Below are 13598 nucleotides of genomic sequence, written 5' to 3'. Positions count from 1 at the left end.
CGTCAGTCTTCCGGCACGAGAAAAATCGCGGCCAGCGGCGGAATGGTCAGATTGAGCTCCGGAATGGCCCCGGCAAGCGTATGGACTCCGCCGATGTTGCCGACATTGCTGCCACCATAATGCGCGGAGTCGGAATTGAAGACTTCCTTCCATCGGCCGGCGAACGGTACGCGGACGCGGTAATCGTAATAGACGTTCGGTGAAAAATTCACGACGACGAGGCAGCGGGCGTGCGCATCGAGACCCTTGCGGACCCAGGCAAAGACATTGCCGCCGGAATCGTGGGTGATGACCCATTCGAACCCCGCCTGGCTGCAATCCAACTCGTGCAGCGCCGGCACCGACCGGTAGAGATGGTTGAGGTCGCGAACCAGGTTCTGGACGCCGGCATGCGGGGGCTGTTCGAGCAGATGCCAGTCCAGCGAATGATCGTGATCCCACTCGCGCTCCTGGCCGAACTCACAGCCCATGAACATCAGCTTCTTGCCGGGATGGCCGAACATGAAGCTGTAATAGGCGCGCAGGTTGGCAAAGCGCTGCCAGTCGTCGCCGGGCATGCGCCCCAGGATCGAGCGTTTGCCGTGCACGACTTCGTCGTGGGAAAGCGGCAGAATGAAGTTTTCCGAAAACGCGTAGTGCAGGCCGAACAGGATGTCGCCGTGATGGAATTTGCGGTGGATGGGATCCTTGCCGATATATTTCAGCGTGTCGTGCATCCAGCCCATATTCCACTTGTAGCCGAAGCCGAGCCCGCCATGTTCGACCGGCCGCGACACTTGCGGCCAGGCGGTGGATTCCTCCGCCGCCGTGGTGGCTTCCGGAAAATGCCCGAACAGTTCGGTGTTGAAGCGGCGCAGGAAATCGATGGCTTCGAGATTCTCACGGCCGCCATGCCGGTTGGGAATCCATTCGCCCGCAGGCCTCGAATAGTCGAGATAGAGCATCGAGGCGACCGCATCGACGCGCAGGCCGTCGACGGCGTAACGGTCCAGCCAGAACAGCGCGTTCGAGACCAGGAAATTGACCACTTCGGTGCGGCCATAATTGTAGATCAACGTGCCCCAGTCGAGATGCCGGCCCTGCAGCGGGTTGGCATGTTCGTACAAGGCGGTGCCGTCGAAATGGCCGAGGCCGTGGGGGTCGTCGGGGAAATGCCCGGGCACCCAGTCGAGCCACACGGCGATGCCTTCGCGATGGAAGGCTTCGACGAGGGCCGCAAAATCCTCAGGCCCACCGAACCGGCTGGTCGGTGCGAACATGCCGGTCGGTTGATAGCCCCACGAGCCGTCGAACGGATGTTCGCTGACGGGCAGAAATTCGACATGGGTAAAGCCGAGATCCCTGACATAGGCCGGCAGCTGTTCGGCCAGTTCGCGATAGGTCAGCCACTCGTTGCTGCCCTTGCGCCGCCACGAGCCAAGATGGACTTCGTAGATCGACACCGGCGCGGCAAGCGCGTTGATTCCTGATGGCGCCGGACGCGGGCGCGGCAGCTTCATTTCGTCGAACACGATCGAAGCGGTCTTGGGGCGGACTTCGGCGGTGAACGCGAACGGATCGGATTTCAACGGCAGATGCTGCCCGTTGGGCTCGATGATGTCGAACTTGTAGTGATCGCCGGCCTTGGCGTGCGGAATGAACAGCTCCCAATAGCCGATGCCGCGCACCCGCATCGGGTGCCGACGCCTGTTCCAGTAGTTGAAATCGCCGACCACGCTGACGCCCTTGGCGTTCGGCGCCAGCACCACGAAGGCGACGCCGTCGACGCCTTCAAGCGTCATCGGATGAGCGCCGAGCTTGTCGTAGATCCGCATATGCGTGCCTTCGCCGAGCAGATGCAGGTCGAAGTCGCTCAGCACGGGCGGAAAGCGGTAGGGGTCGTCGAGCTCGACGACGTTTTCCCCGAAGCGGGCGCGCAACTGGTAACGCGTCGAGCCGTTTGGCAGCGAGCCTGCGAACAGCCCGGATTCATGAATCCGCTTCAGCGGTGCGGTTTCGCCGTGCTCGCCGATCGCCTCGACATTAGAGGCCTCCGGCAGGAACGCGCGCACAACTTTCTGATCCCCTTCGTTGTGGAGGCCGAGATAGTGGAAGGGATCCGAATGTCTGCCTTCGAGGATCGCGTAGGCCTCGGCGGGTAACTTGGTCATGAGGCCTCGGGGGACTGTTGCGACAACATTCGGATCATACCGGTCAGCGGCACGCGTAGCCAGTCGGGCCGATAGGACAGCTCATATTCGATCTCGTAGAAAGCCTTCTCAAGCAGGAAGAAGGTTAACAGGCCCTCGGCTGCGACCGCGTCGGACGGCCAGAGACGTTGGTGGGCAATGGTTTCGCGGTAGGCGGTCAGGAATTCGCCCGTGGCCCGGTCGCGCCATGTATCGAGCGCGGCGCCGAGCCTGCCGTGATCATCGTGGGCCATCTTGCGCGCGCGCTCAAGCGCCGATGTCGCCGCATAGTCGATCGAACGGATCAGGCTGGCGACATCGCGTGCGGCGGGCGCTTTGCGACGGCGCTCGCTGATCGGGCGCCGCGGCTCGCCTTCGAAATCGGTGATGAAGATGTCGTCCTTGACGATCAGCATCTGGCCGAGATGGAAGTCGCCGTGCTGACGGATGTTGAGCCCGTCGATCCCGCGCGGCAACAAGGCCTTCAATCGTTCCGGCAGGGTCGGCTGCAACGCCAGCAGTTGGTCGACCAGCGGGCGGTCAGTCTCCTTCAATCGGTCGCGGCGTTTGCCCAGCGCATCGAAAATGCGCTCGGCACGGATCAGAATATCGCCGGTCCAGCGCTTGATATCTTCGATCCGGATTGGCTCCGGTGCGAATTCAGGAAGTTCGGAGTTGCTGGCGAGCGCAACATGCAGTTCGGCGACGCGCCGTCCGGCCTGAGAAAGATAACCGAGATAGGGGCTCTGATCACCGCCTTCGCCGGATTGTTCGCTCAACATGCGCTGCTCGTCGACGAAGCGGTCGAGATGCGACGCGGTCACGTTCCAGGCGTCGCCCTGGTTGGAGACGAAGGCGTGGACGGCGCCCACGGCGCTGTTGCTGTTGCCGTCGACCAGTTCGACGCTGCCGAGCAGCGCCGGTGTGTTGGCAAAGCCCACGACGTCGGTGAGAAAACGCCCCATCTCGATTTCCGGGTTGGGCCCGGTCTCGAGTTTGCGGTAGATCCTGACGACGTATTGGTCGTCGACCAGTGACGTCGAGTCGGGCCGCTCGGCTTCGATGGCGCGGATATGTTCGGGCTGCCGGATCGGTTTGGTGGTGAACCGGCTGGTCGGGCGGAATTCGAGCCGCAGGCCCTGTTCGCCTTCCTCGACGGTCAGCGATTGCTGCAAATTCCGCAGCAACAGTCCGATGAAGATCGGGTTGGTGGCGACGTCGAGCAGGGTGCCCTCGCGCGCGCCCTGGCGCACCGCCGCCAGCGCGTGGGCGTTGTAGCGCTCGCGGTCGAAGCGCACCCACTCGATTTGCAGCGGCATGGTATAGCGGGTGGCGACGCCGCGCTGCGTGGTCTCGAAGAAGGCCAGCCACGGCCGGTTGTCGCCGATGTCGCAGAACGGAACGGCCGAGACCAGCGTCGGCTGGATCGCCTTGGCCGATCGCTCCGGATACCAGCGGGTTCGCGCCAGATGTCCCGGCAGGACGTCGCGCTCGAACACGCCGCGTTCGCGCGCCAGCGACACCCAGGTGGCGCCGAGCGGCACCACCAGCGTCTCGAATTCTCCGACCTCGCGCGGCGTCACCGGCTCCGATTTGTCGCGTTCCTGCAGCTCGAACCAGTAGAATCCGTAAGGCGCCAGCGTGATCATGTAGGGCAGTTCGCCGATCGGCGGAAAGCGCGTGCGGCCGAGCATTTCGAGCGGAATGCGATCCTGGAAGGCCGAGAGGTCGAGTTCGGTCGCCTGCGCCGACCGCGACAGGTTGGCGACGCAGAGAATGACCTCGTCCTGGTACTGGCGTACGTAACACAGCACCGCGCGGTTTTCCGGCCGGATGAAGGTCATGGTGCCGCGCCCGAAGGCGAGCGTCGACTTGCGGACCGCGATCAGCCGTTTGGTGGCGCTGAGCAGGGAGGAGAGGCTGCGCGACTGCGCCTCGACATTGACGGACTCATAGCCGTAGACCGGGTCCATGATGGTCGGTGCGTAGAGTCGCGCCGGATCGGCGCGCGAAAATCCGCCATTGCGGTCCGGCGACCACTGCATCGGCGTCCGCACGCCGTTGCGGTCACCGAGATAGATGTTGTCGCCCATGCCGATTTCGTCGCCGTAATAGATGATCGGCGTACCCGGGAACGACAGCAGCAGCGAGTTCATCAGTTCGATCTTGCGCCGGTCGTTGTCCATCAGCGGCGCCAGCCGGCGGCGGATGCCGACATTGATGCGGGCGCGGGGGTCGTTGGCGTAGGTCGACCACAGATAATCGCGCTCGACGTCGGTGACCATTTCCAGCGTCAGTTCGTCGTGATTGCGCAGGAACAGCGCCCATTGGCAGTTGTTCGGGATGTCGGGCGTCTGGCGCAGGATGTCGGTGATCGGGAAGCGGTCTTCCTGCGCGAGCGCCATGTAGATGCGCGGCATCAGCGGGAAGTGATAGGCCATGTGGCATTCGTCGCCGCGGCCGAAATATTCCTGCACATCCTCCGGCCATTGATTGGCTTCCGCCAGCAGCACCTTGTCCCTGGAATAGGCATCGAGCTCGGCGCGCAGCTTCCTGATGATGGCGTGGGTCTCGGGCAGGTTCTCGTTGTTGGTGCCATCGCGCTCGCACAGGTAGGGGATGGCGTCGAGGCGAAAGCCGTCGACGCCGGTGTCGAGCCAGCGCTTCATCACCTGCACCAGCGCCGAGACCACGCGCGGGTTGTCGAAGTTCAGGTCGGGCTGGTGCGAGAAGAAGCGGTGCCAGTAGAACTGGCCGGCCTCGGGATCCCAGGTCCAGTTCGACTTCTCGGTGTCGGTGAAGATAATCCGCGTGCCCTGGTATTTCTGGTCGGTGTCGCTCCAGACGTACCAGTTGCGGGCGCTGGAATTCTTGTCGCTGCGGCGGGCGCGCTTGAACCAGTCGTGCTGGTCCGAGGTGTGGTTGACGACGAGTTCGGTGATGACGCGCAGGCCGCGCTTCTTGGCTTCCTGGATGAAGCGCCTGAAATCCTTCATGGTCCCGAAATCGGGATTGATGTCGCCGTAGTCGGCGATGTCATAGCCGTCGTCGCGGCCGGGCGAGGGATAGAACGGCAACAGCCACAGCGTGGTGACGCCGAGCTCCTGCAGGTAGCCCAGCTTCTCGGTCAATCCGGCAAAGTCGCCGATGCCGTCATTGTTGCTGTCGGCAAAGGCCTTGACGTGGAGCTGATAGATGATGGCATCCTTGTACCAAAGCTCCTCGGTCGCAGGGCCGGTGGCTGGCACTTCCCTTGCTTTCACGTCACCCATGTTCACGGCAAAGCGGCCGCTGTCATGCAGTGGATAGGGGCCGTCAATACGAAGGGGAACGCCGGTGTTGGAATTTTCGGCGGTTTGGGCTTTTTTGTTCACGGTGATGCCATGGCCATGGAGATGACGTCCCCGCTTCCGCTTTCGAAAGGGAGACGTTCCGGACCTAAGTAGAAAGCCGCTGGACGCGCTTTGGTTCCCTTGGAACCGCCGATGCGCCAGCGCGTTAGACACCCTCTATCTCCTTCCTGTATTTGGACAATTTCGCGACATCACCTTGATGATTGCGTTGCAAACTGCGTGCCGAATGGACCTTTTCGAAATAGCTAAAGCCCGGGGAATTCAGACCGAATTTCTGGACGGCCAGGGTCACCGCCGTGTGACGGACGAGGCGGCCCTGAAAATTGTCCTGGAATCGCTGCCGCCGCAGATGCCGGGGCCGTTGATCGGCCAGCCGGTCGTGATCCGGGCTGGGAAGTCGGCGCGGGCCGGCCTGCTGCCATCCGCCAAATTGCCGACCGCGTGGAAAATCACGGCGGGCCAGAAGGTTATCGCCAAAAACGTCGCCCCGGGCCGGGTCATCGTGTTGCCCGAGGGCCTGGCGGCGGGCGTCTACCGCCTGGAAGTCACCGATGCGGCTTCGACGACGGAAGACGTGCCGTTGATTGTGGCGCCGGCGCGGGCGTTCAGCGGCGATTTCGACCGCTGCTGGCTGCTCGCGGTCCAGCTCTACGGCGTCCGCTCCCGGCGCAACTGGGGGATCGGCGACTTCACCGACCTCCAGGGCCTGATCGAACTGGCCCATCGTCTCGGCGCCGACGGTGTCGGTCTCAATCCGCTGCATGCGTTGTTCGACGATCGCCCGGGCGATTGCAGCCCGTATTCGCCGAACAGCCGGTTGTTTCTCAACGCGCTCTATATCGACGTCGAAAAGCTGCCCGAATTCCGGCTCGAGCCCGAGACCAAAGCGGCGCTGACACGGATACGGGCGTTCGACGTGGTCGACTACGTCGCCGTGGCCGGATTGAAAGCGCAGGCCTTGCGGGCGGGCTTCGCGGCGTTCAAGGCCCATGCGATGCCGGCGCTGCAGCAGGACTTCGACCGGTTTCGCGACGAGCGCGGCACGCTGCTGTCGCGCTTCGCCTGTTTCGAGGCGCTGCGGCACGAATTTGCCGGGCCGTGGTGGGAATGGCCATCGGAATGGCGCCAACCCGACGATGCCGCCTGTGCGGACTTGCGCACCGGCGCGCGCGGGGCAGAAATCGAGTTCGTCGAATTCGTGCAGTGGACCGCCGACCGGCAACTCGGCGCCGCGAGCGATCTCGCCAAGAAGCTCGGCATGAAGGTCGGTCTCTATCTCGACGTCGCTGTCGGCGTGCAGGCCGATGGCTTCGATGCCTGGAACGAGCAGGTCGCGATCTCCCGCCATCTCGGCGTCGGCGCGCCGCCGGATCCGCTCAACACCGCCGGCCAGAGCTGGGGCCTCGCCGGCTTCAATGCTTCGGGACTGGAGCAGCAATCCTTCTCGCCGTTTGCCGAGATGCTGCGCGCCGCGATGCGGCATGCCGGCGCGATCCGGCTCGATCATGTGCTGGGCCTGAAGCGGCTCTATCTGGTGCCGCACGGTTTTGGCGCCGCCGACGGCGTCTATGTGCAGATGCCGTTCGAGGCGCTGCTGGCCGTCACCGCGCAGGAAAGCGTCGCCAATCGCTGCGTCGTGATCGGCGAGGACCTCGGCACCGTGCCGGAAGGGTTTCGCGCGGAGATGGCCGACTGGGGCATCTGGTCGTATCTGGTGATGATGTTCGAGCGCGACGACCAGGGTGCGTTCCGCGGCGTCGATCACTACTGGACCAACGCGCTGATCACCTTCAACACCCACGATCTTTCGACCTATACCGGCTGGCGCGGTTTTCACGATCTCAAGGTCAAGCGCGCACTCGGGATCGATCCCGGCGAGAGCGACGATGCGCGCTGGCATGCGCTGGCGATGCTGGATGACGTGCTGCGTCATCACGAGATTGGCGGCCACGATCTCTATTCGGTGGCGCGGTTCCTGGCGCGGACCAAATCGCGGCTGCTGGCGATCTCGCTGGAGGATCTGCTGGGGATCATCGACCAGCCGAATATTCCCGGCACCGTTCACGAACATCCGAATTGGCGGCAGCGAATTTCGGTGTCGCTGGAGCAGATTGGGTCCGCCATCGACGTCGATGCGCTTAGGGCAGCGACCAGTGAGCGGTCTCGCGCCGCGAATTGATACAGACGGTGATGCATATTGTCCTGCCGTATCGAAGATTATGGGCTGATCGGCGACTGCGAGACGGCGGCGCTGGTCGGCCGCGACGGATCGATCGACTGGCTGTGCTGGCCGGCGTTTGATTCCGACGCCTGCTTTGCCGGCTTGCTCGGCACCCACAAGCACGGCCGCTGGCTGATCACACCGGTGGGCGACATCACCGGCACGTCGCGCCGCTATTGGGGCGACACCCTGATCCTGGAAACGCGGTTTGAGACATCGGAGGGCGCGGTCGAACTGGTCGATTTCATGCCGCCGCGCGGCCATGCTTCCGATGTAGTGCGGCTGGTGCGCGGCGCGCGCGGCCGGGTGAAAATGCGGATGCAATTGGTGATCCGCTTCGGATTCGGCAGCGATATTCCCTGGGTCAAGAAGAACGAGGACGGTTCGGGACTGCTGGCGATCTGCGGGCAGGACATGGCCGTGCTGCGGACGCCGGTCGCGACCCGCGGCGAAGACCTCACGACGGTTGCCGAATTTGAAGTCGGCGAGGGCGACATCGTGCCCTTCGTGCTCACCTACGGACCCTCGCATCTGCCGGTGCCGGTGCCGATCGATCCCGCGCAGGCGTTGCAGGATACCGAAGCCTTCTGGGCCGACTGGTGCAGCCAATGTACTTACGATGGCGAACACCGCGATCTGGTGATGCGCTCGCTGATCACGTTGAAGGCGCTGACCTATGCTCCGACCGGCGGCATCGTGGCGGCGCCGACGACCTCGCTGCCGGAAAAGCTCGGCGGCGCCAGGAACTGGGACTATCGTTTTTGCTGGCTGCGCGACGCCACGTTCACGCTGCTGGCGCTAATGAACTCCGGCTACACCGGCGAGGCCTCCGCCTGGCATAACTGGCTCTTGCGCGCCGTGGCGGGTTCGCCGGCGAATATGCAAATCATGTATGGGATCAAGGGTCAGCGGCGCCTGCTGGAGTGGGAAGCGGACTGGTTGCCCGGCTATGAGGGCGCGCTGCCGGTGCGGGTCGGCAATGCCGCCCATGCGCAACTGCAGCTCGATGTCTATGGCGAGCTGATCGACGCGTTTCACCAGTCGCGGGTGGCGAAGCTCGAGCTCGACGAAGGAAGCTGGGCACTGGAATGTGCGGTGCTCGGGCATCTTGCCGAGGTCTGGGACCGGCCCGATCACGGTATCTGGGAGCGCCGCGGCGACGGCCGGCACTATGTTTCCTCGAAGGTGATGACCTGGTTGGCATTCGACCGCGGCATCAAGAGCGCGGAGCAGTTCGGCTTCAAGGCTCCGCTCGAGACGTGGCGGGGCTTGCGTAACGCCATTCATCGCGACGTCTGCGAGAAGGGCTTTGACCGCGAACTGAACTCGTTCGTCGAGTCCTACGGCTCAAAACTGCTCGACGCCAGCATCCTGATGCTGCCGTCGGTCGGCTTCCTGCCGCCTACGGATCCGCGCGTGCGCGGCACGCTGGATGCGATCGAGCGCTACATGATGCGGGACGGTTTTGTGCTGCGGCACGATCCGCGCGAAGTCTCGGCAGAGACGCAACCGATCGAAGGCGCGTTTCTGGCCTGCACGCTCTGGCTCGCGGATGCCTTCGTGCTGGCCGACGAATTCGACAAGGCGCAGACGCTGTTTGACCGGGTGGTAGCGGTCGCCAACGATCTCGGGCTGCTCGCCGAAGAGTTCGATAGCGTGGCCGGCCGCCAGACCGGAAATTTTCCGCAGGCGCTGACGCATATCGCCCTGATCAACACCGCGCACAATCTCGATGAGGCGAAACCTCCCACCGACAAACCGGCGATGCAGCGGTCGAAATAGGGGCGAGGTTACGTCATTGCGAGGAGCGAAGCGGCGAAGCAATCCATTCTTTCTTGTCGCGCTGAAATGGATTGCTTCGCTTCGCTCGGCCGCACCTCGGTCCGCCGATAGTGGTCGCGCGAGCCGGCACCGTCTTCGCCGCGACAGGCGTGGGCTGGGAAAGCCTGCTGTCAGGGGAGGACGCGGCACGGGTACCGGCTCGCGCTTGCGTGATCACACCAGATGAAAGCGGGAGGTGTGAAGTTCGGGAAGATCGCGCGCAACAAGAGCGTGTTTGGCAAGCGAAGACTTTGAGAATTCCTCGATTAATCCTTCATCCGCGCTTGATACTATCAGCGAATTTCCCAGCACCGGAAAGCGCTGTGAAATCAGCGGCTTCGATAATCTCGAAACGGTGATCGAAATCGTCGGGTGATGAGAAAAGCGTGAAGGCCGGGCAGGGAATAAACGGCGTTCCCGAATCTGTTCCGATACGAAACAGCGTGGCAGCGCTATGTGAGCTTCAGCACGGTTTCCATCGCCGCGGCAAAGCCGTCGCGCTCGTTGCTGTCGGTGACATGCGTCGCATGCTTCTTGACGTCGTCGGTGGCGTTACCCATCGCGAACGAGACGCCGCTTCTCGCGAACATCGGCAGGTCGTTCTGCATGTCGCCGATGGTGGCAACCGCAGCGGTCGATATTCCAAGCCGCTTGGCCATCGCTTCGACGAAGGTGCCCTTGTCGTGACCCGGAGGCGTGACGTCCAGGTAATAGGTCTGCGAGCGAACCGCGGTGGCCTCCGCGCCGACCGCCTGTTGCATCGCTACCTCGCAGCGCTGCAGCAGCGCGGCGTCTGAACTGGCGCCGACGATCTTGCAGGCGCCGGTCAGGTAGGGCGTGAACTCCGTCACAATGACGGCGTCGTGCTTGATCGCAAGTTTCTCATGCGAAACGTATTCGCCGTCCGGATTGCGCGTCAGCCATTGATCGTTGGTGAACAGCCAGATATCGACGCCGAATTCGGTGAGGATATCGATACTGCGCTGCGCCGTCGCCGGCGGGATCAAATGCTGTTCGATCGGCTTGAGCCCGGCGTCGACGATCGAGCTGCCGTTGAAGGCGCCGAACGGCAGCGTGATCGCCAGCGGCTCGATCAGAAAGCTCATCCCGATGGTCGGCCGGCTGGAAACGATGGTGAAGCCGATGCCAGCCTCGTGCAGCTTGGCGACCGCGCGTTTGGCGCCGTCGCTGAGGACCTTGCTCTTCGGCAGCAGGGTGCCGTCGACATCGGAAACAACGAGCGAAATGCGGGTCATGGGGCAACCAGTTCCAGTTGGCGGACAATGTCGTCGACGATTCCATCGACCGATGCGTCGATCGAAACCGTGACCGGCCGTTCGCCCGGTTGCGGCGGCTCGAGCGTCTTGAACTGGCTGTCGAGCAGCCCCGGCGGCATGAAATGCCCCTTGCGCGCGGCGAGCCGTTTCGCGATCAGGTCCTGAGTGCCGTCGAGGAAGACGATGCGGACGTCGTCGCGGCCGTGGACGAGAATGTCGCGATAGGCGCGCTTCAGCGCCGAGCAGGCGACGACGGCGCGGATGCCTGCCGCCGCGAGGCGGTCGATTTCGGCTGATATCGCGCGCAGCCACGGCCAGCGGTCCTCGTCGGTGAGCGGATGGCCCGCGCTCATCTTGGCGACATTGGCCAGCGGATGAAACAGGTCGCCGTCGACATAGCGCCAGCCCAGGCGGGCGGCGAGCTGTTCGGCAATCGTGCTCTTGCCCGAGCCGGAGACGCCCATCACCACCAGCGCGCAGGGGGTCTCACTACCCACGAAAATCCTCCGGAAGCGCCGCCTGATCGACCAGCCAGACCGTTTCGCCGATCGAGCTGGCGCGGCCGGCCGGCAAGTTCTCGCCTGCGAGCACGCGCGTCAAGATCGCGCGCTTGTCGGCGCCCGCGACCTCGAACAGCATTTCGTGGCAGGAGGCGAGCGTGGGCAAAGTGAGACTGACCCGGGGAACGAACGGCTCGACATTGGCGCGGGGCACGCCGACGACCCAGCGTGTCGTCTCCTCAACCGCGGGATATCCGGGAAACAGCGATGCGGTGTGGCCGTCGGGGCCGACGCCCATCAGTACGAGATCGAACAAGGGGTGCGCGTGATCGAGCGCATCCGCGCCATAGAACGATTTCAGCTCCGCCTCGTAAAGCGCAGCGCTGCGGTCGGGATCGGCCGGGTCGGCGGTTGAGGTCGGGATCGCATGGACGTTCGATGCCGGCGCGCACCGGTCCAGAAAAGCCGTGCACGCCATGGTCATGTTGTTGAGCGGATCGCCCGCCGGCACGAACCGTTCGTCGCCGATGAACCAGTGCACGCGGTCCCATGGGATGCGGCTTCGATAGAGATCGGTGGCGAGCAATTGATAGAGCTGCTTCGGGCTCGATCCCCCGGTCAGGCAAATCGCCACGCGGCCGCTGTTGGTGGCAATCCGGGCCAGCACGCGTTCGGCGGCGGCGGTGGCCAGCGCTGCCGGATCGGCAACTGCAATGACGCGTCGGTTGTCGTTCCCGGCCATCGGTTAACTGAGCAGCCGCCAGCTGCGGCCATCGCGTTCCACCAGTTCGTTGGCTTCCTCGGGGCCTTCGCTGCCGGGATCGTAAATCTTCAATCCCTTGGCGCCGGCCTTCTTCCAGGCGTCGAGGAACGGCTGCACCGCCTGCCAGCCGGCTTCGACGCTGTCGGCGCGCTGAAACAGGATGTTGTCGCCGATCATGCAGTCGTAGATCAGCGTCTCGTAGCCGGTCGACGGCTCGGTCTTGAAGTAATCCTTGTAGCGGAACTTCATCTCGACGCCGTCGATATTGATGTTCGGCCCCGGCACCTTGGTGTTGAACTGCAGCGCGATGCCTTCGGTCGGCTCGGTCGAAATGATCAGGTAATTCTGCGACAACCGGTCGACCGGCGTATCGCGGAACATCGCGAACGGCGCCTGCTTGAACTTGATGGCGATTTCGGTGCGCTTGACGCCGAGCGCCTTGCCGGTGCGGAGATAGAAGGGCACGCCGGCCCAGCGCCAGTTGTCGATGGTCAGCTTCAGCGCTGCATAAGTCTCCGTGGTGCTGCCGGAGGCAACATCAGGGGTCTTGCGGTAGTCGTCGATTTCGGTGTCGCCGACCCTGCCGGCGCGATACTGCCCGCGCACCGAGTTGCGCAGCGCCTCTTCCTGGCTCTGGGTCTGGATCGCCGCCAGCACCTCGGCCTTCTCCGAACGCACCGCATGGGCATCGAACTTGGCAGGCGGCTCCATCGCGACCAGCGACAGCAACTGGAACAGATGGTTCGGCACCATGTCGCGCAACGCCCCGGTCGCGTCGTAGAAGCTGCCGCGATGGCCGACGCCGAGCTTCTCGTCGACCGTGATCTGGATATGGTCGATGTGGTTGCGGTTCCAGATCGGCTCGAACATGCCGTTGGCAAAGCGCAGCACCAGGATGTTCTGGACGGTTTCCTTGCCGAGATAATGGTCGATCCGGTAGATCTGGTGTTCTTCGACCAGCTTCAGCAGTTCGCTGTTGAGCGCCTTTGCCGAGGCAAGGTCGGTGCCGAACGGCTTTTCGATCACCAGCCGCCGCCAGGAGCCGTTTTCGGCCAGCAAGCCGGTGCGGCCGAGCTCGCGGCTGATTGGCAGGAACGCATTCGGCGGTGTCGCCAGATAGAACAGCCGGTTGCCGCCGGTGTTCTGCGCACATTCGAGCTCGTCGAGCTGCTTGCTCATCGTATCGAACGAGGCCGGGTCTGTCGGATCGGCCTCGATGCAGGTCAAGCATCCGAGCAGGCGCTGGGCGATGGCATCATCCACCGCCCGGGTGGCGTATTTGTGCAGGCCTTCCATCAGGCCGTCGCGCAACTCGTCGTTCGACATGCCCTTGCGGGCGATGCCGACCACGCAGAATTTTTCCGGCAGCAGATTGTTGGCCGCGAGATTGTAGAGGGCAGGAATCACCAGCCGGTGCGCGAGATCTCCGGTGACGCCGAAGATCACGAACGAGCAGGGATCGGGTTTTGTCTGTGCCGCCTTACCGACCGCCATG

8 protein-coding genes are annotated in these 13598 nt (G+C 63.6%); 2 read left to right on the top strand and 6 right to left on the bottom strand.

Translation table 11 applies throughout. The features are described from left to right. Window positions 1–2: 2 nt before the first annotated feature. Both glgB and treS read right to left on the bottom strand, forming a co-directional pair. Window positions 3–2150: a 1,4-alpha-glucan branching protein GlgB gene (gene glgB, locus BLS26_RS10595; protein WP_092510802.1), complete on the bottom strand. Its 2148-nt coding sequence runs from the start codon at window positions 2148–2150 to the stop codon at window positions 3–5. Continuing rightward, the gene (treS, locus tag BLS26_RS10590; protein WP_092517917.1) at window positions 2147–5440 is read right to left on the bottom strand and encodes a maltose alpha-D-glucosyltransferase; all 3294 of its coding nucleotides are present in this window, start codon (window positions 5438–5440) and stop codon (window positions 2147–2149) included. Before treS ends, glgB begins: the two co-directional genes overlap by 4 nt. 307 nt (window positions 5441–5747) lie before the next feature. Here treS and malQ point away from each other — a divergent pair, with 307 nt between their 5' ends. Together malQ and BLS26_RS10580 are read left to right on the top strand one after the other, a co-directional pair. Next, complete coding sequence (gene malQ, locus BLS26_RS10585) at window positions 5748–7700, top strand: 4-alpha-glucanotransferase (protein WP_092510800.1); 1953 nt, start codon at window positions 5748–5750, stop codon at window positions 7698–7700. A gap of 18 nt (window positions 7701–7718) precedes the next feature. Then, on the top strand, window positions 7719–9524 hold the full coding sequence (locus BLS26_RS10580) for a glycoside hydrolase family 15 protein (protein ID WP_092510798.1): 1806 nt from the start codon (window positions 7719–7721) through the stop codon (window positions 9522–9524). A gap of 491 nt (window positions 9525–10015) precedes the next feature. Here the strand turns inward: BLS26_RS10580 and BLS26_RS10575 are convergent, their stop codons facing one another. The 4 genes from BLS26_RS10575 to zwf are packed head-to-tail and all read right to left on the bottom strand — an operon-like array spanning window position 10016 to window position 13597. Beyond that, window positions 10016–10819: an HAD family hydrolase gene (locus tag BLS26_RS10575; protein ID WP_092510796.1), complete on the bottom strand. Its 804-nt coding sequence runs from the start codon at window positions 10817–10819 to the stop codon at window positions 10016–10018. Beyond that, a complete protein-coding gene (locus tag BLS26_RS10570; RefSeq protein WP_092517916.1) occupies window positions 10816–11304 on the bottom strand; it encodes a gluconokinase in 489 nt (162 codons plus the stop codon). The genes BLS26_RS10575 and BLS26_RS10570 overlap by 4 nt, the downstream gene beginning before the upstream one ends. Window positions 11305–11329: 25 nt before the next feature. Further along, the gene (gene pgl, locus BLS26_RS10565; RefSeq protein ID WP_092510793.1) at window positions 11330–12082 is read right to left on the bottom strand and encodes a 6-phosphogluconolactonase; all 753 of its coding nucleotides are present in this window, start codon (window positions 12080–12082) and stop codon (window positions 11330–11332) included. A gap of 3 nt (window positions 12083–12085) precedes the next feature. Beyond that, a complete protein-coding gene (gene zwf, locus BLS26_RS10560; protein ID WP_092510791.1) occupies window positions 12086–13597 on the bottom strand; it encodes a glucose-6-phosphate dehydrogenase in 1512 nt (503 codons plus the stop codon). Window position 13598: the final 1 nt, after the last annotated feature.

It is taken from the genome of Afipia sp. GAS231 (genome assembly GCF_900103365.1).
Taxonomy (GTDB): Bacteria; Pseudomonadota; Alphaproteobacteria; order Rhizobiales; family Xanthobacteraceae; genus Bradyrhizobium.
The sequence above is the reverse complement of the archived record's forward strand: the minus strand, read 5'-3'. Positions and strand labels throughout refer to the sequence as shown.